This window comes from Curtobacterium citreum, assembly GCF_006715175.1.
GTDB lineage: Bacteria > Actinomycetota > Actinomycetes > Actinomycetales > Microbacteriaceae > Curtobacterium > Curtobacterium citreum.
In genome coordinates this window covers 3422845-3449416 of sequence record NZ_VFMQ01000001.1, presented here as the reverse complement: position 1 = coordinate 3449416, position 26572 = coordinate 3422845, and the positions used below count along the sequence as shown (strand labels likewise).

Sequence of the window (26572 nt, the reverse complement as noted above, 5' to 3'; positions counted from 1 at the left end):
CGTGTGTCAGGCGGGGATCACCCGAAGCGACCCGAGACGTAGTCCTCGGTCGCCTGCACCGACGGGTTCGAGAAGATCGTCGCGGTGTCGTCGTACTCGATGAGCTTGCCGGGCGCGCCCGTGCCCGCGATGTTGAAGAACGCGGTCTTGTCGCTGACACGCGACGCCTGCTGCATGTTGTGCGTCACGATCACGATCGTGAAGTCCTTCTTGAGCTCCTCGATGAGGTCCTCGATCGCGAGCGTCGAGATCGGGTCGAGCGCCGAGCACGGCTCGTCCATCAGGAGCACGTCGGGCTGCACCGCGATCGCACGGGCGATGCAGAGCCGCTGCTGCTGCCCACCGGACAGGCCCATGCCGGGCTTCTCGAGGCGGTCCTTGACCTCGTTCCACAGGTTCGCGCCCTGCAGGGAACGCTCGACGACCTCGTCGCCCTCCGACTTCGAGATCCGCTTGTTGTTGAGCTTCACGCCGGCCAGGACGTTGTCGCGGATCGACATCGTCGGGAACGGGTTCGGGCGCTGGAACACCATGCCGACCTGGCGGCGGACGAGCACGGGGTCGACCCCGGCGCCGTAGAGGTCGTCGCCGTCGACCTTGACCGAGCCCTCGACGTACGCGCCGGGGATGACCTCGTGCATGCGGTTGAGCGTGCGGAGGAAGGTGGACTTGCCGCAGCCGGACGGACCGATGAACGCGGTCACGGTGCGGGGCTCGATCGTCATGTCGACGCCCTCGACCGCCTTGAACTTCGAGTAGTAGACGTTGAGGCCGTCGACCTCGATGCGCTTGGACACGTGGTTTCCTTCGGGGTGGGTGGTCGTTGCCGCGTCGCTGCCGGGTCGGGCTAGCGGGGGAGCTTGGGAGCGAAGAGGCGGGTGATGAAGCGGGCCAGCAGGTTGAGCACCATCACGATCAGGATGAGCAGCAGCGCCGCGGTCCAGGCCCGGTCGACGAACGGCACCGGGTTGGCGCCCTGCTGCGAGTACTGCGTGTACGCGAACACCGGCAGCGTCATCATCGGGTCCCGGAACAGGTCGTAGTTCATGCTCGCGGTGAACCCGGCGGTGACGAGCAGCGGGGCCGTCTCGCCGATGACGCGGGCGATCGAGAGCATGACGCCCGTCGTGATGCCGGCGAGGCTCGTGGGGAGCACGACCTTGAGGATCGTCAGGTACTTCGGGACGCCGAGTGCGTACGAGGCCTCGCGGAGCTCCATCGGGACGATCTTCAGGACCTCCTCCGTGGAGCGCACGACGATCGGGATCATCAGGACGCTCAGCGCGACCGAGCCGACGAGACCGAAGCGGGCGCCGGGGCCGAGGAACAGCGCGAACAGCGAGTAGGCGAACAGACCGGCGACGATCGACGGGATGCCCGTCATGACGTCCACGAAGAACGTGATGCCGCGCGCGAGGGCGCCCTTGCCGTACTCGACCAGGTAGATCGAGGTGAGCAGGCCGATCGGGACCGAGATGAGCGCCGCGAACAGCGTGATCTCGAGCGTGCCGACCAGGGCGTGGACGGCGCCGCCGCCCTCGGAGATCACGCCGCGCATCGAGTACGAGAAGAACTGCGCGTCGAAGCGGGCCAGGCCGTCCGCCAGGACCGTCCAGAGCAGCGACACGAGCGGCAGCACCGCGATCACGAAGGCCGTGACGACGAGCGAGGTGATGAGCCGGTCGACGGCCTGTCGACCACCCTCGACGATGCGGGAGACGACGACGATGAGCACGTCGAACAGGACCGTGCCGAGGAACAGCGCCGCGACGACGTTGAAGTCCTTGACGGCGCCGCCGGCGTTGAGGAGCGCGAAGACCAGGATCAGGGCGACCCAGGAGCCGACGAGCAGGAGCCACGGGACCGACTTGTGCAGCTTCCCGTTGGCGTAGACGTTGCCGGGCATGCCGGACTGACGGAGGGCGAGGGACATCGGGCGTGACCTCTCAGGAGACCCGCTTGCGCACGATGTAGCGCGCCAGCATGTTGATGACCAGGGTGATGACGAAGAGGATCAGGCCGGACGCGATGAGCGCGTTCAGGGCCGTACCCGAGGCCTCGGCGAACTGCAGCGCGATGTTCGCGGCGATCGTCGAGGGGTTCAGCGAGGTCAGCATCTGGAAGGTGACGTTCGTCGAGACGGAAAGCACGAGGGCGATCGCCATCGTCTCGCCGAGGGCGCGGCCGAGGCCGAGCATGATCGCCGAGACGATGCCGGACTTCGCGAACGGCAGTACCGACAGGCGGATCATCTCCCAGCGCGTGGCGCCGAGGGCCAGGGCGGCCTCCTCGTTGAGGCGCGGCGCCTGCAGGAAGATCTCGCGCATCACGGCGGTCATGATCGGGATCGCCATGACGGCGAGCACGATCGAAGCGGTCAGGATCGTGCGGCCGGTGCCGGACACCTGGCCGGAGAACAGCGGGAACCAGCCGAGGTACTCGTTGAGGAACGCGTAGAAGGGCTTCACGAACGGCGCCAGCACGACGATGCCCCACAGGCCGTAGACGACCGAGGGGACCGCGGCGAGCAGGTCGATGACGTAGCCGAGGACCGGGGCGACCCGACGCGGCGCGTAGTGCGAGATGAAGAGTGCGATGCCGAGCGCGAGCGGCACGGAGATCACGAGCGCGATGAGCGCGGACCAGACGGTGCCGAAGACGAGCGGACCGACGTAGTCCCAGAAGCTCGTCGCGTTGTTCGGCAGCTGGCCGACCTTGGCGCTGAAGGCGGGGATGCTCTGCCAGACCAGGAAGGCGGCGACGAGCACGAGCACGAAGAGGATCAGGCTGCCCGCGATGACGGAGGCGGCGGAGAAGACCCGGTCGCCGACGCGGACGACGGCCTTCGGCTTGGGGGAGACGGTGGCCCCTGGCTGGGCCGGTGCGGTCGTCATGGGACTCCTGTCGGAGGATCACCCGGGATCGGGGGAGCGGGGAGGTGGGGAGGTGCTGCCGTGACGGGCGAGTGCCCGGACGCCGATCGAGGTGGGTGGGATCGGCGTCCGGGCGCTCGGGGAGTGCTACTTGATGGTGGCGACGGCCTTCGCGGCCTTCTCCGCCAGGTCGGACGAGAGGGCGGCCGACTTGGCCTCCTTCGCGGCCGCGTCCTGCGCGTCCTTCGAGACGACGTAGTCCAGGTAGCCCTTCACGAGCTTGCCGGTGTCGGCGTCCTTGTACTCCTGGCAGGCGATCGCGTAGGAGACGAGGACCAGCGGCCACGCACCCTCGGCGGTGTCCTTGCGGTTGATGTTGATCGCGAGGTCGTTCTCCGAGCGGCCCGACACCGTGTCGGAGTCGGCGACGACCTTCGCAGCACCCTCGGCCGAGATCTCGGTGGCCGTGGAACCGACCATGAGCTTGGCCTTGTCGAGGTCACCCGCGCCCGAGTCGTCGATGTAGGTGATCGCGTTCGAGGCGCTCGCCATGGCCGAGGCCACACCCGAGGTGCCCTTCGCGCTGTCGCCGACCTGGTAGGGGAAGGTCTGGCTGGGGGCCTCGGTCCAGACGTCCGACGCGTTCGCGGAGACGTACTCCGAGAAGTTCTGCGTGGTGCCGGAGTCGTCCGAGCGGTGGATCACGGTGATGTTCGCGTCCGGCAGGTCGACGCCCTTGTTCAGGTCGGCGATCTCGGAGGCGTTCCACTTGGTGATCTTGCCGGAGAAGATGCCCGCGATGGTCTTCGCGTCGAGCGTCAGCTCCTTGACGCCCTCGACCTTGTAGGCGATGGCGATCGGGGAGATGTAGACCGGGATGTCGATGGCCTTCGAGTCCGCGGCGCACTTGGCGAACGAGCCCGAGAGCTCCTCGTCCTTCAGCGCGGCGTCGGAGCCGGCGAAGTCCGCGGCACCCGAGATGAAGTTCTTGCGGCCGGCGCCCGAACCGTCGGGCGAGTAGTTGACCGTGACGCCGGAGGCGACGTTCTGGAAGCCGGCGGCCCAGGTGGCCTCGGCGGTCTGCTGTGCCGACGAGCCCGAGCCGGTCAGCGTGCCCTTCAGCGACGAGTAGTCCGTGCCGGAGCTCGACGTAGCGGAGGCTCCAGCGCCCGCGCCGCCTTCGTTCGAGGCGCAGGAGGACAGCGCGACGGCGCCGACGACCGCGATCGCCGCGACCGTGCCGATTCGCTTGATGTTCACAGGGGTCCCTTCGGGAATGTCAGTGCAGGTTGGGACCGCTGCTGGTCCCGGGGGCCGGTGCTGACCCGGGAGCGACTGTAGGGACGCGAGGTGACGGGGATCACGACCGCTGGTGAACGGGAGGTGAACGAGGGGTTGTGTCCGACGGGGCGCCGTGCGGCGCTCGCGCGTCGGGTGCAGGATCGAATCGGCGTGCGTGGGGTGGACGCATGCGCATGCATCGGCCTGGAGGCGCGGGGTGCGGCCGCCACGGGCGTCGCGTGGTGGGTTGGTCGGCGCTGGTCGCTGCGCCGACTCGTCGTCAGGCCGGGACGGTGTTGCGGTGCGTCTCGACGGCCACGAGTCGGTCGCCCGCGATGTGCATCACGGCGAAGTCGCCGACCGACAGCATCGCGGCACGGCGGAGGTCGAACCGACGGTCCTCGCCGGCGGTCGACGCGGCGATGCGCGCGATGATGTCCGGCAGGACGGGGCCGTGCGAGCAGAGCACGGTCGACTTCGCCTTCTCGAGGCGGCGACGCACCACGCCCTTGACGTCTGCGGCGCCGCGGTCGTGGGCGTCTTGGCTGATGTCCGGGGTCGCCGAGACGCCCACCTTCGTGCGGGCGGACAGCGGCTCCACGGTCGCGAGGCACCGGGCAGCCGTGCTGCTGACGATCTTCTTCGGCCCGAACGCCGCGACGGGTGCCGCGGCGGCCCGTGCCTGGTTCCGGCCGACGGGGAGCAGCGGCCGGGTCGAGTCGGGGCCGTCCCAGTCCGAACCCGGGACGGTCTTGGCGTGCCGGAGGGCGATGAGGGCGAACGTCCGGTGCTCGCCGGCCGCCACGCGGTCGGCGAAGCGGTCGAGGATCGCGACGTCGCGTTCGTAGGTCAGCCGCGAGCGGGCCTGGTCGGTCGTGACCCACTCGATCGCGGCGACCTCGTCGTTCGGGCGGAACGTGCCGGCGCGGTCGTACTCCTTGCCGGAGACCCGGGCCGACCAGTAGTGCACGACCTTGTCGCGACCGCTCGGCAGGACGTACTCCGCGGTGCCCAGGGGAGCGCCGAGGTGCACGCGGTAGCCCGTCTCCTCCTCGATCTCGCGGACGGCCGTCGTCGGGACGCTCTCGCCCGGGTCGACCTTGCCCTTGGCGAAGGAGACGTCGTGGTGGTGGTCGCGGTGCACGAGCAGCACGAGCGGGACGCCCCGGTGCTCACGCCAGACGACCGCGCCCGCCGCGACGACGGGCCCCGTGGGGCCGCCGCTCACCGAGCCGAGCGCTTCCGGGCCGAGATCTTCCGCATGAGGACATTCTGCACGTCGTCGAGTGGGCGGCCGTCCTGGTCGGTGGAGTGCCGCGTCCACTCGCCGTCGGACTCCAGGTGCCACGAGCTCGTCGTCTCGGCCATCGCCAGGTCGAACATCTCCTGCACCTCGGCCACGTGCGCCGGGTCGGACAGGCGCACCAGGGCCTCGACACGGCGGTCGAGGTTGCGGTGCATCATGTCGGCCGAGCCGATGAAGACCACCGGGTCGCCGTCGTTGTGGAACGCGAACGCCCGCGAGTGCTCGAGGTACCGCCCCACGACGCTCCGGACGCGGATCGTCTCGCTGACGCCCTCGATGCCGGGCTTGAGCGAGCAGATGCCGCGGACCCAGACGTCGATCGGGACGCCGGCCTGGCTGGCCAGGTAGAGCGCGTCGATGACCTGCTCGTCGACCATCGAGTTGACCTTGATCCGGATGCCGGAGGGCTTGCCGGCCGCGGCGTTCTCAGCCTCGGCCTGGATCCGCTTCACCAGGCCCTTCCGCAGGTGCAGCGGCGCGACGAGGAGCCGCTTGAACTTCTTCTCGATCGCGTAGCCCGACAGCTCGTTGAACAGACGCGTGAGGTCCTTGCCGACGGTGTCGTCCGCGGTGAACAGGCCCATGTCCTCGTAGATGCGCGAGGTCTTCGGGTTGTAGTTGCCCGTCCCGATGTGGCTGTAGTGGCGGAGCGTGCCGCCCTCCTGCCGGATCACGAGCACGAGCTTCGAGTGCGTCTTGAGCCCGACCAGGCCGTACACGACGTGCACGCCGGCCTTCTCGAGCTTCCGCGCCCAGCCGATGTTGTTCTGCTCGTCGAAGCGCGCCTTGATCTCGACGAGGGCGAGGACCTGCTTGCCCGCGGCGGCCGCGTCGATCAGGGCCTCGACGATGGGGCTGTCGCCGGACGTGCGGTAGAGCGTCTGCTTGATGGCGAGGACGTTCGGGTCCGCCGCGGCCTGCTCCAGGAAGGCCTGCACGCTCGTGGCGAAGGACTCGTACGGGTGGTGCACGAGCACGTCGCGGGAGCCGATCGCGCGGAACAGGTCGGGCTTGGTGTTCGGTTCGCCCGGCTGGAACTGCACCGGGGTCGTCGGCACGTGCTTGGGGTAGTGCAGGTCCGGCCGGCTGATCTTCGCGATCTCGAACAGGCCGCCGAGGTCGAGCGGAGACGGCAGTCGGTAGACCTCTTGCTCGGTGATGTCGAGCTCGCGCACGAGCAGGTCGAGGGTCACCGGGTCCATGTCCTCGGTGATCTCGAGACGGATGGGCGGACCGAAGCGGCGGCGGAGGAGCTCGCGCTCGAGTGCCTGGATGAGGTTCTCGGCCTCGTCCTCCTCGATCTCGACGTCCTCGTTCCGGGTCACGCGGAAGACGTGGTGCTCGAGGACCTCCATCCCCGGGAACAGGTCGTCGAGGTGGTTCGCGATGAGGTCCTCGAGCGGGATGAACCGCATCCGACCGCTGCCGTCGTCGGGCAGGGCGATGAAGCGCGAGAAGTTCTGCGGGACCTTGAGGCGCGCGAACTCCTGCCGCTGCGACTTCGGGTTGCGCACGCGCACCGCGAGGTTGAGCGACAGCCCGGAGATGTAGGGGAAGGGGTGCGCCGGGTCGACCGCGAGCGGCATGAGCACCGGGAAGATCTGCTCGTTGAAGTACTCGCGCATGCGGAGCCGGTCGGCCTCGTCGAGGTCGGACCAGTGCTCGACGTGGATGCCCGCGGCGTCCAGGTCCGGCTTGAGCGAGTTGATGAACGCGTCGGCGTGCCGGTCCTGCAGCTCGTGCGCCTTCTTGGCGATGTCCCGCAGCACGTCGCTCGGCGCACGCCCGACGTTCGTCGGTACGGCGATGCCGGTGTCGATGCGACGCTTCAGGCCGGCGACCCGGACCATGAAGAACTCGTCGAGGTTGGACGCGAAGATCGCCAGGAAGTTCGCCCGTTCGAGCAGGGGCTGCGTCCGGTCCTCGCCCAGCTCGAGCACGCGCTGGTTGAACCGGAGCCAGCTGAGCTCGCGATCGAAGTAGCGGTCCGACGGCAGCGACTCGTGCTCGATCTCGACGACCTCGTCGAAGTCGTCGAGGTCGGGAGCGACGGAGTCGCCGTCGAGCTGCGGTTCGGTGTCCATGTCGCCATCCTGCCACCCGGGGTCTCCGCGGGGGAGCGGGGCGGTGGACGCTGGGGAAACCAGGCGTGAACGACGGCCCTGTGGAGGAGCGTCGGGAACGCTCCAGCGAGTGAGCATCGCTCGACCCTCGAACTGGGGGAGGGAACGTCACGAAATACGAACGGTGACATTGTCGGGTGTTCGTGGGTATGGTGGGCCGCGTCAGAGCCTCCGGGGGGATTCCACTGCGCGGGGGTGCAGCTACGAAACGAAAGAGGTTCACCATGTCGCGTGTGCTCTCCACCGAGCAGGCCAAGTCCGCCATCCGCCAGATCCAGTCGATCGTGAACGGTGGGTTCACCGACCAGATCTCGCAGCTCGACGCCCAGGGCCGCATCCTGTCGGACTCGAACGTCTGGGACGGCCCGCTCGCCTCGACGTTCCGCGGTTCGACCTGGCCCGAGACGAAGGCGGCGCTGGACAAGGCCAAGACCGAGCTCGAGCAGCTCCGCACCCAGCTCGACAAGATCTCGCAGGACATCTTCACCGCGGGCGGCGGCGCGTAGCCACCACCCGACGCCCGGTCCGCCACCTCGGCGGACCGGGCGTCCGCGGTCCGGGGTGGGCCGCGGACGGAGCTCGATCTGCTCCACCAGCACAGCACGACCAGCACGATCACCATCGGGGGACGGATCATGGGCGACCTGCACGGCAACGAACCGGTCGAGTTCGACAACGGCACGGCCGACGCGCTGAGTCAGGCGCTGAACGGCGCGGCGGAGTCGATCGAGGGGCAGGCCGGCAGCCGCCAGTCGTACGTCAGCACCGCCGCCCAGGAGTTCCGCGGCCACTTCTCCGAGCTCTTCGCCGCGAACGCCCAGACCGCCAGGAGCGACGGCTCCGCCATCGCCGCGAACCTGCGCACCGTGGCCGGCTGGGTCGGCAAGATGCAGGCCGCCGCCGAGCGCGAGAACGCCCGACGCAAGACCGCCCGCGACTGGTACGAGCACCACGAGAACCGCTGGGTCGGCGAGGTCGTCGCGGACTGGGTCACCGGCAACGACCAGCCGCCGGAGGTCCACCACGAGGACCCGCCCCGGTTCGCCGACGCGACCGGCCCCGCGACCCCGCGACAGACCCCGTCGCCCGGCTCCGGTGGCGGTGGTGGCGGGGGCACGTCCTCCGCCCGACCGGCCGACCTCCGCTCGTTCGCCGACGGCAGCCGGGGACTCGACCAGGCCCTCGAGGGCAAGCCCGCGATGCTCCGCGGCAAGCTCGCCGACTTCGCGGACCGCTGCTCCTGGGGGCGGATCGACGCCACCGGGCTCGTCAGCGCGTTCGACCAGTGGTTGCAGGCGAACGGCCAGGACGTGACGTGGGCCACCACGATCGCCGACGCCTTCGCCGCTGCCGGTGGCGAAGGCGCGGTGTCGAGCGTCGCGGACTCGGCGCTCGCCGCAGCGCTGCAGGCGGCGGGCGTCTCGGCGACCCGGTCCGACGTGCAGTTCGACCCGCCCTCCGCCTACGGCGCCCAGCCGACCACCGGGTACTCGATGGATCCGGTGAACACGACGACCGGGAACTTCGTCGAACCGGAGACCGACCTCGGCTTCACCGGCGCGAGCGCGTCGCTCGCCCTCACCCGCATGTACAACTCGCTCGACGAGCACGTCGGGCTCTTCGGCCCCGGTTGGGCCTCGGTCCTCGAGACCCGAGTCGAACTCGACGACGAGGGGGCGTCCTTCGTCGGCGCGGACGGGCGGCAGATCCGGTTCCCGCGGGCCTCCGACGGCTGGGAGCGCGGCGTCGGTGAGAACCGGTGGCTCGTGGCAGAGGGCGACCAGCTCGTGGTCCGCGACAACCGTGGCGGGCGGATCGACTTCACGCCGTCGGGCGTCTGGCTGGGCGAGCGCGGCGGTCCCGGGACCGGCGTCCGGGTCGAGCGGGACGCCGACGGGCTCATCAACCGACTCGTCCACGACCGCGGACGGTCGATCGACGTCGAGTACCTGGCTGGCCGAGTCGCCGTGGCGCGGAGCTCCGACGGGCGCCGGGTCGAGTACTCGTACGACGACCGCGGGCGACTCGTCGCGGTCACCGACGCGGTGGGCACACGCCGCTACGGGTGGGACGACCACGACCTCGTGCTCACCGTCACGAGTGCCGCCGGGGTCGTCGAGGTCGAGAACACCTACGACGAGCGCCGCCGCGTCGTCGAGCAGGTGAGCCCGCACGGTCGCGCCGTCCGCTTCGCCTACCTGCCCGGTCGGGTGACCGTCGTCTCCGACCACGACGGCTCGCGGTCGAACTCCTACATCGCGGACACCAGGGGTCGGCTCGTCGGTGTGGTCGACTCCGACGACCACCGGCAGTCGATGAGCTACGACCGGCACGGGAACCTCGTCTCCGTCACCGAGCGCGACGGGTCGGTCACCGTCCACGCCTACGACGAGCGTGGGCGTCGGACCCGGACGGTCACCCCGACCGGCGGCGACCTCACGTACGGCTACGACGACCAGGACCGGACCACGACCGTCGTCGCCGAGTCCGGCGGCGTCGTCACGTTCGAGTACCGCGGCGACGACCGGGACCCGTCCGTCATCACGGACCCCGTCGGGGGCCGCACCGAGCTGACCTGGTCGGACGGCGTGCTGACGCGGGTGGTCGACCCGACCGGCGTGGTCCTCGTCCTCGAGCGCGACGAGCACGGCGAACTCGTCGCCACCACGAACGCCCTCGGCGACACGGCCCGCATCGACCGCGACGCCGCCGGGCGTCCGGCCGTGGCGACCAGCCCGTCGGGGGCCCGCACCGAGTACCGCCACGACGCCGCCGGCCTGCTGGTCGAGCGCCGTGACCCGGACGGCGCGGTCTGGCGCTTCGAGCACACCACCGGTGGACGCATCTCGGCGATCACCGATCCCCTCGGCGGGCGGACCGCGTTCGGGTACGGCCCCGACGGCGAGCTCCACGCGACCACGGACCCGCTCGGTCGCCGGGTCGTCCGCTCCTTCGACGACCAGGGCAACCTGGCGACGCTCGCCGTGCCGGGTGACGCGGTCTGGACGTTCGCGCACGACGCGTTGTCGCGCCTCCAGGCCGTCACCGACCCGACGGGCGCGACGTGGCGCCACGAGTACGACGCGAACGGCGTCCTGACCGCGACCGTCGACCCGACGGGCGTCCGTCAGGACGTGAGCCGGGACCCCACCGCCGGTGTCGCGACGCTGCGCGACGCGTTCTCGACGACGACCGTGCGCTTCGACGCGTTCGGGCGCCCCGTCGAGTCGACCAGTCCGGGCGCCGGATCCGAACTCGTCACCTACGACGCGGCCGGACGCCCGGTGGAGCTCGTCGACGGAGAAGGTGGGCTGACGCGGATCGAGCGTGACCTCGCTGGCCGCGTCACCGCGGTCATCGCGCCGTCCGGCGCGCGCACGTCGTACGAGTACGACGCCTGCGGGCGGCCGTCGGCCGCCGTGGACGCCACCGGTGCGCGCACCACGCTGACCTACGACGCCGACTCCCGGGTCGTCGCGCGGACACTCCCCACCGGCGAGGTCGCCCGGACCGCGTACGACCCGGTGGGGCGCGTGGTCGAGCAGACGACACCCGGAGCGGGGACGAGCCGGTTCCGTTGGGACACGGCCGGGAGGCTCGTCTCGGCCCACGACGCACGCTTCGGTCGGCGTCGGTTCCGCTACGACGTCGCGGGGCAGGTCACCGAGGTGGTCGACGGGCTCGGCGGGATCACCCGCCACGAGTACGACGAGCGCGGTCGGGTGGTCGCGACGACCGACCCGGCCGGGGGCGTCACCCGGCGCGAGTACGACGACGCCGACCGCCTCGTCGCGGTCACCGATCCGCTCGGCCGGCGCACCAGCGTCCGTCGTGACGCGGCGGGCCGGCGGGTCGAGCAGACCGACCCGGACGGGCGGACGACCGCCTGGACGTACGACGCAGCGGGGCGTGAGCACCAGGTGCTCGTCGACGGTCAGGTGCAGACCGAGGTGGACCGTGACCCGGTCGCCCGGACCGTCGTCGTCACCGACCACACGCGGGGCGCTGGTCGCGCCGTCGACCACGAGCTCGAGTACGACCGACGCGGGCTCCTCGTCCGCCGCAGTCGCGGTGGGGCCGCGATCCGGTGGGAGTACGACGCCGACGGGCACCGGGTCGCCCGGGTCGACCCGTCCGGCCGCCGGACCACGTGGGTCCGCGACGCGGTCGGTCGGACGACCGCGCTCGAGCGCGACGGGCTCGGAGCCGCGACCTTCCGACACGACGCCGCGGGTCGGATCGTCGAGGCGGTCACCGGCGACCTCGTGCAGTCGTGGTCGTACGAGCGCGGCGTCCTCGTCGCGCACACCGCGACCTCGCCCGAGGGCCTCACGACGACCCGCACCGAACGGGACGCCGACGGCCGCATCACCGCCGTCGACGGCCCGGACGGGCGGGTGGAGCACCGCTACGACGACGCCGGCCAGCTCGTCGCCGCCGGTGACGCACGCTGGGAGTACGAGGCCGGCCGCCTGGTCCGCCAGGTGATCGGCGGTGTCGAGACGCGCTTCTCGTACGACCTCGCCGGCGAGCTCGTCGCCTCCGAACAGGACGATGCCCGTACCGAGTACCGCTACGACGGGCTCGGTCGACGCATCCGGCGGACCGACCCCGACGGCTCGACGGTGGAGTACGCGTGGTCCGACCTCGGGACGCTCGCCGAGGTCGTCGAGCGCGACCCCGCCTACGCCGAGACCGGTCGGGTCGACGTCTGGACGGACGGCCTCGGCGAGCTGGCCGACGTCGGCGGTGCCGAGGCGTGGTGGGACTCCGCGGCGAGCGTGCCGGGGATCGTCTCGCTCGGCGGCACGAGCGTCCTGGACCTGCCGGGCGGGGTCGTCGCGATCGACGATGCCTGGACGACCGCGGGGTGGCGCAGCGCGCGGGCCACCGCTGCCGACGACCCGTGGGCGGTGCTCGCTGCGGTCGGCGGTTCGGGGCTCCCCGCAGGCGTCGGGCTCACCGCGGACGGTGGCGTGTCGATCGCTGGACTCGAGTGGCTCGGAGCGCGGGTGTACGACCCCGTGGCGCGGGGCTTCCTGTCGACCGACCCGCTCGCGCCCGTGCTCGGGGCGGCGTGGGCGGCGAACCCGTACTCCTACGCCGGGAACGACCCTGTGCATGCGGTGGACCCGCTCGGGCTGCGGCCGGCGACGGATGCGGACCTGCAGGCGTACCGGGATGCGAACCAGGGTGCGTGGGCGAATGCGAAGCGATTCTTCGACGAGCACAAGGAAGCGATTGCGGCGACGGCGATGATCGTGGGAGGCGTTGCTCTGATGCTCGTTCCCGGTGTCAACATCGCGGTCACCGTGGCTGCCGCGGCAGGCTCCGGAGCACTTCTTGCGGGGGGATTCTCGATCATCCAGCAGGGGCCGGACAGTGGCAAGGTCGATTGGGGCAAGGTCGGCCTGCAGATGATCGTGGGGGGTGCAGCGGGCGCTGCAGGCGGCGTCGGAGGCGCAGTCGTCGGTAAGTACGGTTCGTCAGTTGCTCAAGCTGCTCTGCCTCGAATTCAGCAAATGACCAATCCCACAGTTCAAAGCGTAGCGAGAGCAGCTGTTGGCTCGGCCGGTCAGCGTGCAGCGACCGCTGGCACCCAGGGTGCAGTGTCGAACACCGTGGATCACGCCTTGAACAGTAAGGACCAGAGCATCGGGAGCTACGCTCAAGCTTTCACGAGTGGGCTCGTTACCGGCGCAGGTGGGAGCGCGCTTGCGTCGAAACTTGCTGTCGATCTCAGGATCCCGGCAGATCCCAACCTCGGCACAACCCCGGCTATGTCGATCATCAATGAGGCTTCGGCGTTCACCGCCGACCATGTCGTGGGAGCTGGTCAGTCCTTGACGAACGAGTTCTTGCGGCCGGATGGCGACCGTGGCTCTGATCTGGTCACGGACGCTCTGAACGGTCTCGTCGGCGGCGCTCGCGGACCGAGGGAGTAGAAAATCGAGATGGACTCCAGTGAAGCGGAGAGCCGATGAGTGCTCAAGGGGGAAAAGCAAGCCCTCCGTCGAGAGCGAAGTGGCGCTTTTACCGTGCCCTCGCCGTGCTGCTGATCATCGGCCTGGTCGCTCTCGTCTTGCCGGCGTTCCTGAATTGGTACGACGGGCAGCACCAAATCAAAGTCGAATGCTCGGTTGGGGCAGCGAGGTCCCTGAGCGGCGGTAGTGTGACGAGAACCGGGCTCGGCAGCTCGTCGGCTGAAGTCGAGATCACGACGAAGAACTGCGGCAAGCTCCTTCTCAGGGAGGGTGTGACAGATCAAAATGCTGGTTCAACAGCGCGTCAACTCGATGCTGGCGGGACCTATCGCTTCGAGGTGGGCCAAGGCTCGTACTCGGTCCGCGAACTGCTGAGGTTGATCGGAAGAGACGTTACGACTACTGGCTTCCGAAAGATCTCGTGAGCCTGCTGCGGAGTGAAGAACGACAGGCGGGGGACGAAAGCGTTGTGCGGAATCGGCTGGTCGCTGTCGGGCTGCTCGTGCTCGTCGTGCTGCTCCCGGTCCTCTTCCTGTTCGTCGGGCCGGTCACGCTGAAGGCCTATGACGCAGCGCATCAGGAGCAGGTGGCCTGCGATGTGGTCGGGGCCGCAGGTCGGACGGCGTCCTCCTACTCGCCGCGAGGCGTCGGGTCCTCGAATCAGCAGATCTACATCGAGACGACCGACTGCGGGCTCCTCGTGCTGCGGTGGGGGGTCACTCGTGACAACATCGAGCGGCTCACGAGCGATCTTGATCGGGGCGGTCCCAGGAGGTTCACCGTCGGCGCGGCGTCCTACGAGTTGCGGGACACCCTGAAACTCGTCAACCAGGCAGTGTTCGTGCGCGATCCGGAACGGCTCAGTCAATCGAGCGCATCATGAACAGGGTGACGGGCGGCAGGAATGCGAACCGGGAAGCCGACCTCGCGTTCGATCGAGAGCTCCTCCTGGCTTACTTATCGGCGCTCGTACTTGCCCTCCTGGTCGAGGCATTCTGGATCTCGGTGATCGCGAGTCGCTCGGATCTCTTGGCTGGTGCAGCTGTTGCGGTTATGGCGGTCCTGGCTGGTGGGCTGAGTCGACGACGTACGGGCGCGATCGGAACGCTCGACACCGGCGCGGCGCACGGCGGCGACGGCCCTGCAGGCGGGGTTCATCGGACATGGTGAGCGCAAGGAGGAACGCTCTCGACATGACCGACGGAACACCAGTGGTGACGCTACGGAAACGCGCCGTCGCTGTCGCCATCCTGTTGCTCGTCATCGTCATCCCGGTGCTGTTGTTCTTCGTCGTCCCGCTCGGTGTGAAGGTCTACGACGACGGTCATCAGTTGTCGGTCTCGTGCGAGATCCGGAGCGCCACCACCGGTTCGGAGTCGAGCGCGTCCCTGAAGGGCGGCGGAGCGTCGGGGTCGCAAGTGGTCGTCGTGACCGATCAAGGCGGCAAGATCCTGCTCCAGGACGGAGTCAATCGATTCAACGCTGACAGGATCGCTGAAGAGCTCTCCGGTGCTGATCGCGTTCGGTTCACCGTCGGCGCCGCGTCGTGGGACTTGCGCGCGGTGACCGCAGTGTTCGGTGTGTCACCGACGGCGTACGCCTATGAGGTCGAGCCACGAGGGTGATCCCGCCGAACAAGGACGTCCCATTGGCCTTCGGCCGCCACGGGCTCGTCGATGTGCTCATCCGACGGCCCCTGACCGGCGGGGGCGAAGCAGTCACAAACTCGCAGAAGAACGGAGGTGGATGATGACCCCGCGTACCCGGCGACCCCGGCCCTTGTTCATCGATGTCCTCGCGGCTCTTTTCTGTCTCGCGATCGCGTGGTGGCGGACCTCGAGCCTGGAACACCAGCCGATGCCGTTCGGACTGGTCCTGGTGTCCGCGGCGGCGGCCCTGTACGGCGTGGGGATCGGCTGGTGGGCGCGGAGCGGTCGACGACGGTCGTTCTCCGTCGTGGGACTGCTGGTGGTCGTCGTCGTGTTCGTGCTGCTCGTGGGTGCGCCGCCGCAACTCGCTGGCACGCGGTGGGCGTGGCTGCTCACCTCGTTCGCAGGGGTCATCATCGGGTCGGCCATCGGGGAACGGGTGGTTGCGCGAGCTTCCACGGCGGACCCGAAGCGCGGCCGCAGGCGCCCAGGAGGTCGATGATCGTGCGGAGAACCGTGGACAGGAACAGGGCGTATCAGGAACCCGATCGGGCGCTCGACCGGAAGCTCCTCCTGGGGTACTTCTCGGTGCTCATCCTCGCCCTGCTGGTCGCGGCATTCTGGGCGACCGTGATCAAGAGTCGATCGAACGCCCTCGTCGCTACTGGTGTCGCGTCAGTAGCGGTCCTGATGGGTCTGGCCGGTGGGCGGAGTCGTCGCCGAGGCGCGCGCGGAGTCACGATGCTCGTCCTCCTCGCCGGCCTCATCACGTTCTCCGCACTGGCTGGCCGTGGGCACTCGTACCAGTTCGCCTGGCTCTTCTCGGCATTGACGGGTCTGTTGCTCGCCAGGCCCGAAGGGCCCTGGTGGCGAAGTGACCGCGGAAGAAGCTGAGGCCGCGGAGGGCTTTCGCGGCGCCGGCTGCTGATCCCGGTGGGTTCGTGGGCGGCGCTTCGAAGAACGCGACCCGACTCTCGAGCGAGTCGAGGCCAAGGTCCGAGCTCTCGACGGCCGGGACCGAACGCTCGCGATCATGCATGACGGAGCGCGGGAGCTGGATCTCTGTGGCGACGCTGCGACCGGCATCATCGTGTTCCGAACCGAGGACTCAGGTGACGAATCCCGCTGGGAAGTTCCGCTCGGCGCAGAAGTCGACGACGACGATCGGACCGAGACCGCGATGGGGAACGTCTCCGCACCGGTGGCCCGTGGCCTGCTCGTCGACGCACACCAAGCGTCGTCCATCGCTCGGGAGTTCCACGGCGGGAGGAGTGTCGCCGGGTCGGCCGGAACCTTGCGTGGGCAAGCCGTGATGTCCGTCCGCCCCTCGCTTCCGTGAAGCGCGCGGCGTCGTTCGCGCATCGCAAACGGCGCCCGCGCGGACCGCACCGTGCCTCCAGGCAGGTACTCGCTGGACAGCCTCCGATGGTCAGCGCGGCAGACCGCTGACCCACTTCCGGAACGTGCGGGCATCAGCGTCGCGAAGTACTGCTGTCGGTACCTCCTGCGCATCGCGGAGGAGGACGAGGCTCTCCGGCGGTAGACCAGCCACCTGTCGACCCCCGAGCGACGTCGGGTCGACGAGCGCGGGGCTTGCGAGGAACGCGAGTGGCTGTGAGTCGGACTCGGCGACCGCCTGCCGGCCGTCGACGAGCGCCCGGACGTCAGAGGTGTGCAGCACGACCACGTCGCCTCCGACGAACAGCCGGACGACCGGACGTGGGCGACCCCCGTGGCCGAGCGGGACGTTCGTCCATTCGGCGCTCGCCGAGGTGCCGCGCCACGGCGGCACCGGGAGGGTGTCCGGTCCGAACGCCGCGGGGCGGGAGCGCTGTTTCGCACGACGCGCTCCTGCAGGTACGCGTCGAACTCGACGAACCCCCGCGCCAGCCCCATCACGTGGAACAGCCGTCGTCCGTCCGCCGAACGCCCCTGGACCCCGCCGTACTGGTTCGCGAGCGGCGCCAGGCTGGCGATCTCGCGCAGGTCGACCCGGCGCTCCTCGCGCAGGCCCTGACGGACCAACAGGTGGTCCTCCATCGCCAGGATCCGGGTCCGCCGCATCGAGCTCGCGAGCACGATGCCGCCGGTGCCGGCGAGGGCGAAGACCACCGCCACGACGACCATCGAGGGCGGAGCGCCCTCGGCGGCGAGTCCGATCACCACGACGCTCAACAGCCCGCCGACGACGAGCAGCACGATCGCGAGGACGCGGATCACCAGCCACTGCCAACGGCGGAGGCGCACGGTGACGAGCGCGCCACCCTCGTTCGGCAGCTTCTCGCCGCGGGCTCGACGGCGCCTGTCGCTCCGACGCGTCGCGGTCGTCACGCCCCACGTGATGCCGATCGCCGCGACGAACGCGATGCCGACGGACACGACTGAGATCCACATGTTCGTTCCCCCTGTGATCGGATGACCAGGCAACCGCTCGTGGGGTGGACTGGTCATCCGATCGTGCAACTCCGAGCACTTCGAGCGCTCGGCGTTCCCCCCACCAACGAAGTGCAGAGTATCAATTCCACGGGATCCGTCAAACCGGACATCGCGGTGCTGTGGCCCGAACGGGGGTGCTCCGACCTGTGGATGGACGAACCCTCACGGTATTTCAGCGACTAGCATCGGACGCGCTGTCGATTCTTGAGGGGGACGATCGTGGAACTGACGCGCGCCGGGGGAACCGGACTACGACCGGGTGGTCGGCTGGCCGGGGTGGTCGCGGTGTCGGCCGTCGTCGCGCTGACGCTGGCCGGGTGCACCGCCGACCAGCGGCAGGTCGACGATCCGTCCCGGCTGCTGCAGACCGTCGACACGACGCTCACCCCGAACGGCTCGGTCCGCGCCATCTCCGACACGACGATCGCGGTCGGAGCGGACGGGTCCTCGTCGACGACCACCGACCACGACGTCGCGAAGGCGGCGGGCGACCTGCCCCTCCGCATCACGACGCAGTACACGACGACCAAGCGCTCCGGGACCGACCTGTCGGACCTCGACGGCTACTCCGGCCGGGTCGAGGTCGACCTCACGATCGAGAACCTCACGGTCCGGTCGAAGAACCTGACCTACGACGTCGCGGGGTCGTCCCGCACGACCCCCGCCCTGGTCGGGGCGCCGTTCTCCGTCGCCGCGTCGACCGTCCTGCCGGGCGTCGCACCGGACCGCATCGTGACCCAGGGTGTCGACGGTGGTGCCGCGACCGACGGCGTGGTCAGCACGAACGCCGACGGTGACGCCGTCGTGCAGTGGGGGCGGCTGCTCGCACCGCCGACCTCGGGCGCGAGCAGCACGCTCCACCTCGTCGCCGACGTCAAGGACTTCTCGGCCCCCGCGTTCGACGTCGCCGCCCAGCCCGGGCTGACCACCGACCTGTCGACCGAGGGCGTGCTGAACGGGGCGTTCGGCTCGCAGACGGACTCCGAACTCGCACTGCAGCGACGGACCATCGACCTCATCGCCCAGGTGAACGAGGTCCTGGCCCGGGCCGGCGGGACCATCACCGAGGTCCGGACGAACCTCGAGTCCACCTCCCAGACGCTCGGTGTGCGCACCGCGGAACGGCTGCAGGAGAGCAGCGCGTCCCTCGCAAGCACGATGCAGTCGCTCGCGGGCGAGCTCGGCTCGCTCAACGGGGACCTCGGCGCGACGGTGCAGACGACGCAGTCGACCGTCCTGCAGCAACTCCAGCAGACGACGAGCAGCCTCGACGCGCTGCTCGGCGACACTTCCGGCACGGCGCCCGTACCGGTGCTCGACGGCCAGGGCTGCGCCGCAGCGCCGAAGACCGACGCCGTGGGCGGCAGCGTCTACGGCAACCTGTTGCGTGTCTCCTCCCAGCTCGAGGGCTACGCGCAGGCGAGCGAGCTCTGCAAGCAGCAGGTGAGCACACAGTTGGCCGCGTCCGTCGGACCGGCTGCGCCGGACGCGACGAGCTGCGCCAGCCAGGAGGATCGTGGTTCGTTGACCTGCGCGCTCTTCCTCTCCGCGCAGTCGGTGACGTCGACGGTCGCGCTGTTGGCAACGCAGGGCGCGGCGCTCGCGGAGAGCCTCAAGCCGCAGAAAGCGACCGAAGCTGTCGAGGAGTTCCAAGCCTTCGAAGCATCGCTCGACGCGTTGGTGGATCAGGCCGGGTCCACCTCCGGATCGCTGCAGACATCGCTCCGCGACCTTCGGACGTCGCTCGCTGGCAGCAGGACCTCGCTCGACACGGTCCGAGCTGATGTCCAGAGCGTGCACGACAAGGCTTCCGCTGCCAGAGCGCTCATCGGAGCTCCCGGTGACCTCACCTTGAGCAGGACGATGCAAGCGCAGAACGCAGCACTGGTGGCGAAGATCTGCGGTCTCGTGACGAACGAATCTCCGTCGTCGGTGCTGACTCCGCCGACGTCCGGTCTGACTTCGGATCAGGCGAACGACCTCGTACGCTACTTGTCCCCCCAGTCGTGCCCGAACCCAGACGGCTCGACCACGCCCCTCGCGTCGCCGCTCCCGTTCCCTCAGCCCATGTCGGTTCGCCTCGAGGAGCAGGCAAGTGCTTGGCAAGCGATCATCGACGAGACCGGGAGCGACACGGCCGCGGGAGGGCTGAGTGCCTCGGTCCCTGCGCTCGGTCAATCGCTGGACGGCATCCAGACGGCGATCGATGCGGTCGCGGACGCTGGATCGGGCTCGGGCGGGACCGAGCAGCAACTCGATCGGCTGCGTACGAGCATCAGCGACGCGCGGGAGCAGGCCGCCACGGTCGGCGGGGACCTTGAGGATCTCAAGACCGCTCAGGACGTCGTCGAGCAGAAGCTGCGCGATGCGGCCGCAGAGTCCGAGGGCAGGCTCAAAGAGCAGATCGAAACCCTGGTCGACGAGCAGGTCCGGAACGTCAGCGGCACCGCCGGGAAGAGCCAGCAGGCCGTCGAGCAGGCGTTCGACCAGTCGATCGCCGGGCTCCGCACGACCTCGGGCGAGGTCACGAGCGACTCGAAGGGCACCATCGACGAGCAGAAGGGCGCGCTCGAACAGCAGAGCAGCAGCCTGGCGTCCGCGGTGGACAGCCAGACGGCCGCGAGCCTCCAGCGCATCGACGCGAGCACGAGTGCCTCGGTCCGGGACGTCCAGGGCGCCAGCACGCTGCTCACCGGCGACCTCAACCGCGTGATGCTCGACCTCGGGGACCGCAAGGTCAACGGTTCCGGCATCCTCGGCGCCATGGCGACGAGCGCCGCCAAGTCCGACTCCGCCGACTACCAGCTCGCCCTGGCGTCGCAGAACGCGGCCGGCTACGCGAACGTCCGCGCCGAGGACGTCGCCGGCATCCTGCTCCAGCAGCAGCAGTTCCGGTCGTCGCTCGACGCGGCCGCGAAGCTCCCGGCGTTCCGGCTCGACGTGCCGTCCGGCGCGACCGCCACGACGCTCTACGCCTTCCGGATCGGAGCCGACCGATGAGCCGCACGACCGAGCAGCCGGCACCGGGACAGCAGCCGACACCGGACCCGCAGTCCGCCGAACCGTCCGGCGTCGAACAGTCCGGCGCCGAGCAGCCGACGAACGACCGGACGACGCGACGCCGTCGGTGGACGGTCCTCCTCGTGGTGCTCGCGGTCCTGGTGGTCGCCGCCGTGGTGGTCGCCGTCGTCGCCGTGCGCTCCGCTGCGGACGCCCCGGCCGAGGCCGTCGCCGCCACCACACCCGTGCCGGTCCAGGTCGCCCACGTCCCCGACGGCACGAAGATCGGCGTCGTCGTGACCCTCGGCGACGGCGAGGGCTCCGAGTGGGCCGATGCCGCGCAGGGTGCCCTCGTCGCCCAGCGACGGCTGCAGCTCGGTGGCACGACGGTCCAGCTCGTGGCGCAGGACGACGCCGGTTCGACCGACGGCGCACGTGCCGCGGTCGAGGCGCTCGCGAAGCAGGGCGTCGCAGGCATCGTCGTCGCGTCGTCCGGTCGTCACGTGGACGGTGCCTTCGCGGCCGCGGCGTCCGCCGGGATCCCGGTCGTCGCCCCGTACGCGGCCGGCTCGGACGACGCATGGTCGACGGCGCCCTCGACGGACTCCACGGCGTCCGCGATGCGCTCGGCACTCGGCTCCGCGAAGTCCCCGCTGCTGGTCGACCTCGGGGGCGGAGCACCCTCCGGCCTGCAGGTCGCGCACGTCGTCGACGCGGTCCGCGACGCCGACACGGCCGCGCTCGCGACCACGATCGCCGAGCGCACGGGTGTCGCCGCGCAGACCGCCGACACCACGACCGGTTCCGGCGCCGACGCCCCGGTCGCCGCGGACTCCGACGCCGTCGTGCTCAGCGGCCCTGCGGCACGACAGGGTGCCCTCGTCGCGGCGCTCCAGTCCGCGGACGTCAGCGCCCCGATCATCCTCACCGCGGACGCCACGAGCCCGACCTTCGCGGCCGCGCTGACCCAGGCTGGCGGCAGCCTGAGCGGCGGCTTCCGGACGGTCGGGGTCGAGACGGACGACGCCCGTGCCCTCCACCCGGACGCCACCGGTCGGTCGATGTCCGCCTTCCTCGGCGGTCTCCGGGTCCTCGCGGACGACGCCGACGCGAAGAACCTCACCGGCGACCGGCCGTTCTCGTCCGTCGCTCCCGTCGCGGACGCCCGGAGCCACGACGCCGTCATCGCCCTGGTCCGCGCGGTCGGGACGGCCCGGAGCGACGAGCCGTCCGCGGTCGCCGACGCGCTCGCGACCCTCGACCTCTCCGGCAGTGACGGGCTCGCCGGACCCGATCTGGTGTTCCGCACGCAGGAGGCGATGCGCAGCCCGGCCTCGGTGCTCGCGTCGTCCGCGCAGGACCTCGGCCTCCGACCGGCGGCCTCGGACGACTCCGCGGACGCCAGCGGATCGCCGTCCCTCGTCTGGTTCGCCGACGACACGGAGGGCTGACCACCACCGCGAAGCGCTGACCACCACCGCGAAGCGCTGACCGACCGCACGGACCGCTGACGAACCACACGAAGCGCTGATCGACGACACGAACGGAGGGGCACGGCATGCGGGTGCTCATCGAGCTCGACGACCGACGCGAGACCGTCGAGGTCGACGGATGGACAGGGGCGGCCACCCTCGGCGCGCTCGTCGCCGCGACCACCGGCACCGTCCTCGACCCCGCCACCCCGCTCGCGGTCGACGGCCACCACACCAGCTCGGACACCCCGCTCCGTGACCTCGTCCTGCTCGAGGGCTCCCGGATCGCCCGCACGGCGCAGGAACGCCCGCGCACGATCGACGGCTGGAGCGTGACCCTCGCCGGAGGGCTCGACGCCGGCCTGGTCCTCGCCGTGCCGCGGAACCGGAAGCTCGTGGCTGGGCGAGCGCCGCAGGCCGACGTGGTCCTGCCGACCGAGAGCGCATCGTGGGAGCACTGCACCGTCGAGCGCGAGGGCGACGGGGTCCGGGTGCGCGACGCCGGCTCGACGAACGGGACTGTCATCGGCGGCGAACGGATCGACGACGAGGGCGTCCTGCTCACCCGCACGACGAGCGTCATCGTCGGCGGCGCCGTGCTGCTGGTCCGCCCGGAGCTGCCGGAGACCACCGTGCCGCCGGCCGGATCGCTGCCGAACCTCACCCCGGCCGCGACGGCACCGTTCAACCGTCCGCCGCGGCCCGGTCGGGTCGGTGACGCCGAGACGGTCGTCCCGCCGACGCGGAAGGACGTCGCTCCCGCGTCGAAGTTCAGCTGGATCACGGTGGCGGCACCGCTCGTCCTCGCGGGCGCGATGGTCCTGCTCCTCGGTGACGCGCGCTTCGCCCTGTTCGCCCTGCTCAGCCCCGTGACGGCGATCGGCATGTGGTTCGAGCAGAAGCACCGCCGCGCCAAGAACCTCAAGGAAGAGGAGACGCGCTTCGCCGCGGCGGTCGAGACGTTCCGCGGCGAGATCACGGCCGCGGCGGCGGTCGAGGCCGCGCGCCGGCAGGAGCTCGTCCCCGATCCGGCCACCGTCGTCCGCCGCGCCGCGCTGCCGACGACCGCGCTCTGGCAGCGCCGCTCGGACGACGACGACTTCCTCAGCCTGCACGCCGGCACGGGTGACGCACCGTGGCGACCCGAGGTCGACCAGCGCGCCGCGACCACGAAGCTCGAGGACGAGGCCAAGGCCGCGATCGCGGACAGCCGGCTCACCGCGGCGCCCGTGGTGACCGACCTGTCGGACGCCGGGGTCGTCGGGATCGTCGGCGACCGTGACGGCGCCCTCGCCCTCGCGCGCAGCCTGCTCGCCCAGGCGACCGTGCACTGCGGGCCCGCGGACCTGACCGTCGGCGTCTTCTGCGACCGCGGCCGCGAGACGGACTGGTCCTGGGCATCCTGGCTGCCGCACACCCGCGTGGCCGGCAGCAGCACCGGGGCGCGCTGGATGTCGGCGCAGCGCGACCAGAGCGCCGCGGTCCTCCGCGGCCTGCGTGAGTCGCTCGACGAGCTGCCCACACCGAACCTGCTCGTCGTCGTCGACTCCGAGGTCCTGACCGAGGGCCGTGACGCCCCGGCGCGCAACCTGCTCGGCCAGGGACGGACGGTCCCAGGGGCGTCACTGCGCCCGGGGGAGCGTCGGCAGCGCGTCAGCGGCATCGTCATCGCCACGAACGAGCAACAGCTCCCCGCCGCGTGCACCACGATCGTCACGGTCGCGGCGGACGCAGCCGCGACCGTGTACCGGCCGGAGGACCGCACCCGCGTCGAGGACGTCGTGCTCGCGGGGCTGTCGACGGAGACCGCCGAACGGACCGCCCGAGCCGTGGCGCACTTCGACGACCCAGAGCTCACCGTGCCCGGCGCCTCGCTGCCCGCGCTCGTCCGCCTGCCCGAGCTCCTCGCCGTGACCCAGCGCCGCGGGGCCGGCGACACCGCGCTCGACCCGTCGAGCCCCGAGGCGATCCGCGCGGCGTGGGACGCGCGGACAGGCGTCTCGACCCCGATCGGCTCGTCCGAGGGTGGCGTGCTCGAGATCGACCTCGTCCGCGACGGCCCGCACGGCCTGGTCGGCGGGACGACGGGCTCGGGCAAGAGCGAGTTCCTCCGGTCGTTCGTCGCCGGGCTCGCCGCTCGGAACGACCCGACCCGCCTGAACTTCCTGCTCGTCGACTTCAAGGGCGGCGCCGCCTTCGCCGCGTGCGAACGGCTGCCGCACACGATCGGCACCATCAGCAACCTCGACGAGCAGCTCGCCGACCGTGCCATCCGTGCGCTCGAGGCCGAGCTCGAACGACGCCAGCGGGTCTTCGCGACCGCGGGGGCCGACATCGACAACCTCGACGCCTACCTCGCCACGGGTCCGACCGAGCCGATGCCGCGGCTGCTCTTCGTGGTCGACGAGTTCGCCATGCTCGCGAAGGAGTTCCCGGACGTCCTCACGTCCCTCGTCGCGATCGCCGCGGTCGGCCGCACGCTCGGCGTGCACATGGTGCTCGCGACGCAGCGTCCCGCCGGTGTCGTGAGCGAGGACATCCTGGCGAACACGAACCTCCGCGTCGCCCTGCGCGTGCAGAGCCGCGAGGACTCGACGAACGTGATCGGCGTCCCGGCCGCATCGGCGATCGGCCGCCAGCAGACCGGTCGCGCCTTCGTGAAGCTCGGGCAGGACGACATCACGCCGGTGCAGACGGCACTGGTGACCGGCCGCGCCCGCGACCAGCGCGAGTACCAGCCGGTGACGGCGCGCCCGACCGACGTGTTCGGGGTCCCGGCGCCGATGCCCACGCCGGCACCGAGTGCGTCGGACGAGACCGACCTCGACGTCCTCATCGACGCGATCCGGCGCGCGAACGACGCCGCCGGGTACGCGCCGCCCCGCCCGATCTGGCCCGAGGCACTCGGCGACCGCGTCGACCTCGACACGCTGCCCATCAGCACCGCGACCACCCGACCCGAGCGGCAGGTCGTCGTCGCCCTCGCCGACGACCCCGACCACCAGCGCCAGGTCCCCGCCGGCTGGGACCTCGACGAGGGCAACCTCATGCTCATGGGCATCCCCGGCAGCGGCACGAGCACGGCCCTCGCGAGCCTCGCCCTGCGCCTCGCCGCCACCCACGACCCCGCCGACCTCGACCTCCTCGTCCTCGACATGGGCGCCGGTGACCTCGCGCCCCTCGCGCGGCTGCCGCACACCACCGCGTACGTCGGCTCCGGTCCGGGCGCCGGGGAACTACAGGCGCGGTTCCTCCGCCACCTCCGCGCGGACCTCGAGCGCCGACGGGCCGCCCCCGGTGGTCGGCGCGCGGTCGTGCTCATCGACGGCCTCGCCGCCCTCCGCGACGAGTACCAGGACTTCGAGGGGCAGCTGCTCCTCGACGCACTGCACCGCGTCTACGCCGAAGGCCCCGCGCTCGGCATCTCGTTCGCCGTCTCGACGACCCGCGCCAAGGCGGTGCCGTCGGCGATGGACGAGGTCACCACCCAGAAGTGGCTGTTCCGCCTCGCGGACCCGTACGACTACTCCTCGATCGGCGTCCGCCCGAAGGACGTCCCGCCGCCCGTGCCCGGTCGCTTCATCGACTCGACGATGCGCCTGCAGAGCCACGTCGCGACGCCGTCCGCTCCGCTCGACCGGGCCGTCGCGGACGTCGCCGCCACGTGGCCGGAGGCGCCGACCAAGACCAGCGCCGTCGGACGACTGCCGGACGCCGTCCGTGTGGGCGACCTCGCCGAACCCGCCCGGTTCGACGCCGAGCCCTGGCGCCTCCCCGTCGGCATCGCGGAGGACGACCTCGGCACCGCCGTCCTCGAGGTCTACGACGGCGAGCACGTCCTCGTCGCCGGCCCCGCGCGGTCCGGCAAGTCGACGGTGCTCCTCGCCCTCGCTGACCTCGCCCGCTCTGCCGAGGGTGTCCGTCCCGCCGTGTGGGGGATCTGCGACCGTCGGTCACCCCTCGCCGAGGCCCCGCTCGACCGCGTCGCCGTCGGCGTGGACGAGGTGCCCGCACTCCTCGCCGGACTCCGCCTCGAACGCGGGCCGGTCCTGCTCCTCGTCGACGACGCCGAACGGTTCGAGGACGCGGACCAGGGCATCGCGGCGCTGCTCACATCGGAACGACCGGGCCTCTGCGTCGTCGCGGCCGGCCGCTCGGTGGACCTCCGCTCGCTCTACAGCCACTGGACGCGGCAGGTCCGCAAGAGCCGCTGCGGGGTCCTGCTGCAGCCCGACGTCGACTACGACGGCGAGCTCCTCGGCATCACCCTGCCCCGGCGCGCACCCGTCGCGCTCAGCGCCGGTCGCGGCTACGCCGCCTCGGGCGGGTCGGTCCGCCTCGTGCAGACCGCGTCCTCCGGCGCCTGACCGACCCGTCCCACCGCCGGACGGGAGGCACGGTGCGAGCCCGCCGCACGCCTCCAGTACCGGGGAGCCACCGCCGGACGG

The 26572-nt window shown here is 70.8% G+C and carries 20 protein-coding genes; 13 read left to right on the top strand and 7 right to left on the bottom strand.

Annotated elements, in window-relative coordinates:
- Positions 1-17: 17 nt before the first annotated feature.
- The 6 genes from pstB to FB462_RS16295 form a co-directional block, all read right to left on the bottom strand.
- Positions 18-797 carry a phosphate ABC transporter ATP-binding protein PstB gene (gene pstB, locus FB462_RS16320; protein WP_114849437.1) on the bottom strand — a complete coding sequence of 260 codons (780 nt, stop codon included), beginning with the start codon at positions 795-797 and terminating at the stop codon, positions 18-20.
- A gap of 50 nt (positions 798-847) precedes the next feature.
- Complete coding sequence (gene pstA / locus FB462_RS16315; protein ID WP_114849438.1) at positions 848-1933, bottom strand: phosphate ABC transporter permease PstA; 1086 nt, start codon at positions 1931-1933, stop codon at positions 848-850.
- Positions 1934-1946: 13 nt separating this feature from the next.
- On the bottom strand, positions 1947-2894 hold the full coding sequence (gene pstC / locus FB462_RS16310; RefSeq protein ID WP_058740965.1) for a phosphate ABC transporter permease subunit PstC: 948 nt from the start codon (positions 2892-2894) through the stop codon (positions 1947-1949).
- 126 nt (positions 2895-3020) lie between these two features.
- Positions 3021-4133 (bottom strand): phosphate ABC transporter substrate-binding protein PstS, encoded by a 1113-nt coding sequence (locus FB462_RS16305; protein ID WP_058740964.1) that lies wholly within the window; start codon positions 4131-4133, stop codon positions 3021-3023.
- Positions 4134-4434: 301 nt separating this feature from the next.
- Complete coding sequence (locus FB462_RS16300) at positions 4435-5382, bottom strand: NUDIX hydrolase (protein ID WP_141863030.1); 948 nt, start codon at positions 5380-5382, stop codon at positions 4435-4437.
- On the bottom strand, positions 5379-7544 hold the full coding sequence (locus FB462_RS16295) for an RNA degradosome polyphosphate kinase (RefSeq protein ID WP_114849440.1): 2166 nt from the start codon (positions 7542-7544) through the stop codon (positions 5379-5381). The genes FB462_RS16300 and FB462_RS16295 overlap by 4 nt, the downstream gene beginning before the upstream one ends.
- Before the next feature lie 263 nt (positions 7545-7807).
- On the opposite strand from FB462_RS16295, the gene FB462_RS16290 reads away from it, so the two are divergent.
- From FB462_RS16290 to FB462_RS16250, 9 genes are all read left to right on the top strand, one after another.
- Positions 7808-8089 carry a hypothetical protein gene (locus FB462_RS16290; RefSeq protein ID WP_058740961.1) on the top strand — a complete coding sequence of 94 codons (282 nt, stop codon included), beginning with the start codon at positions 7808-7810 and terminating at the stop codon, positions 8087-8089.
- A 129-nt stretch (positions 8090-8218) separates the two neighbouring features.
- A complete protein-coding gene (locus tag FB462_RS16285; RefSeq protein WP_141863028.1) occupies positions 8219-13528 on the top strand; it encodes a DUF6531 domain-containing protein in 5310 nt (1769 codons plus the stop codon).
- Between the two features lie 104 nt (positions 13529-13632).
- Entirely contained in the window at positions 13633-13992 is a 360-nt protein-coding gene (locus tag FB462_RS16280; RefSeq protein WP_141863026.1) for a hypothetical protein, read from the top strand.
- Positions 13989-14450 carry a hypothetical protein gene (locus tag FB462_RS16275; RefSeq protein WP_141863024.1) on the top strand — a complete coding sequence of 154 codons (462 nt, stop codon included), beginning with the start codon at positions 13989-13991 and terminating at the stop codon, positions 14448-14450. The genes FB462_RS16280 and FB462_RS16275 overlap by 4 nt, the downstream gene beginning before the upstream one ends.
- On the top strand, positions 14447-14737 hold the full coding sequence (locus FB462_RS16270; protein ID WP_141863022.1) for a hypothetical protein: 291 nt from the start codon (positions 14447-14449) through the stop codon (positions 14735-14737). The genes FB462_RS16275 and FB462_RS16270 overlap by 4 nt, the downstream gene beginning before the upstream one ends.
- A gap of 23 nt (positions 14738-14760) precedes the next feature.
- Positions 14761-15192: a hypothetical protein gene (locus tag FB462_RS16265; RefSeq protein ID WP_141863020.1), complete on the top strand. Its 432-nt coding sequence runs from the start codon at positions 14761-14763 to the stop codon at positions 15190-15192.
- A 232-nt stretch (positions 15193-15424) separates the two neighbouring features.
- Positions 15425-15718 carry a hypothetical protein gene (locus FB462_RS16260; RefSeq protein WP_114849444.1) on the top strand — a complete coding sequence of 98 codons (294 nt, stop codon included), beginning with the start codon at positions 15425-15427 and terminating at the stop codon, positions 15716-15718.
- Between the two features lie 14 nt (positions 15719-15732).
- On the top strand, positions 15733-16110 hold the full coding sequence (locus FB462_RS16255) for a hypothetical protein (RefSeq protein ID WP_141863018.1): 378 nt from the start codon (positions 15733-15735) through the stop codon (positions 16108-16110).
- 139 nt (positions 16111-16249) lie between these two features.
- A complete protein-coding gene (locus tag FB462_RS16250; protein ID WP_114849446.1) occupies positions 16250-16555 on the top strand; it encodes a hypothetical protein in 306 nt (101 codons plus the stop codon).
- A 90-nt stretch (positions 16556-16645) separates the two neighbouring features.
- Here FB462_RS16250 and FB462_RS16245 read toward each other — a convergent pair whose 3' ends face one another.
- Positions 16646-16903, bottom strand: coding sequence for a hypothetical protein (locus FB462_RS16245; protein WP_141863016.1), 258 nt, complete (start codon positions 16901-16903; stop codon positions 16646-16648).
- 212 nt (positions 16904-17115) lie between these two features.
- Between FB462_RS16245 and FB462_RS16240 the strand changes: the two genes are divergently transcribed.
- The 4 genes from FB462_RS16240 to FB462_RS16225 all read left to right on the top strand — a co-directional run bounded on the left by FB462_RS16240 (position 17116) and on the right by FB462_RS16225 (position 26491).
- Positions 17116-17601, top strand: a complete 486-nt coding sequence (locus FB462_RS16240) for a hypothetical protein (protein WP_141863014.1) — start codon at positions 17116-17118, stop codon at positions 17599-17601.
- Positions 17602-17937: 336 nt separating this feature from the next.
- Complete coding sequence (locus tag FB462_RS16235; RefSeq protein ID WP_167510152.1) at positions 17938-20652, top strand: hypothetical protein; 2715 nt, start codon at positions 17938-17940, stop codon at positions 20650-20652.
- The gene (locus tag FB462_RS16230) at positions 20649-22103 is read left to right on the top strand and encodes a type 1 periplasmic-binding domain-containing protein (RefSeq protein WP_141863010.1); all 1455 of its coding nucleotides are present in this window, start codon (positions 20649-20651) and stop codon (positions 22101-22103) included. The genes FB462_RS16235 and FB462_RS16230 overlap by 4 nt, the downstream gene beginning before the upstream one ends.
- Before the next feature lie 107 nt (positions 22104-22210).
- The gene (locus tag FB462_RS16225; protein WP_141863008.1) at positions 22211-26491 is read left to right on the top strand and encodes an FtsK/SpoIIIE domain-containing protein; all 4281 of its coding nucleotides are present in this window, start codon (positions 22211-22213) and stop codon (positions 26489-26491) included.
- Positions 26492-26572 lie beyond the last annotated feature (81 nt).

Coding starts and splice junctions, on each gene's coding strand:
- FB462_RS16270 (WP_141863022.1), top strand. CDS start 14,447: ATGAACAGGGTGACGGGCGGCAGGAATGCGAACCGGGAAGCCGACCTC.
- FB462_RS16265 (WP_141863020.1), top strand. CDS start 14,761: ATGACCGACGGAACACCAGTGGTGACGCTACGGAAACGCGCCGTCGCT.
- FB462_RS16250 (WP_114849446.1), top strand. CDS start 16,250: ATGCATGACGGAGCGCGGGAGCTGGATCTCTGTGGCGACGCTGCGACC.
- FB462_RS16295 (WP_114849440.1), bottom strand. CDS start 7,544: ATGGACACCGAACCGCAGCTCGACGGCGACTCCGTCGCTCCCGACCTC.
- FB462_RS16285 (WP_141863028.1), top strand. CDS start 8,219: ATGGGCGACCTGCACGGCAACGAACCGGTCGAGTTCGACAACGGCACG.
- FB462_RS16225 (WP_141863008.1), top strand. CDS start 22,211: ATGCGGGTGCTCATCGAGCTCGACGACCGACGCGAGACCGTCGAGGTC.
- FB462_RS16230 (WP_141863010.1), top strand. CDS start 20,649: ATGAGCCGCACGACCGAGCAGCCGGCACCGGGACAGCAGCCGACACCG.
- pstA (WP_114849438.1), bottom strand. CDS start 1,933: ATGTCCCTCGCCCTCCGTCAGTCCGGCATGCCCGGCAACGTCTACGCC.
- pstC (WP_058740965.1), bottom strand. CDS start 2,894: ATGACGACCGCACCGGCCCAGCCAGGGGCCACCGTCTCCCCCAAGCCG.
- FB462_RS16260 (WP_114849444.1), top strand. CDS start 15,425: ATGCCGTTCGGACTGGTCCTGGTGTCCGCGGCGGCGGCCCTGTACGGC.
- FB462_RS16290 (WP_058740961.1), top strand. CDS start 7,808: ATGTCGCGTGTGCTCTCCACCGAGCAGGCCAAGTCCGCCATCCGCCAG.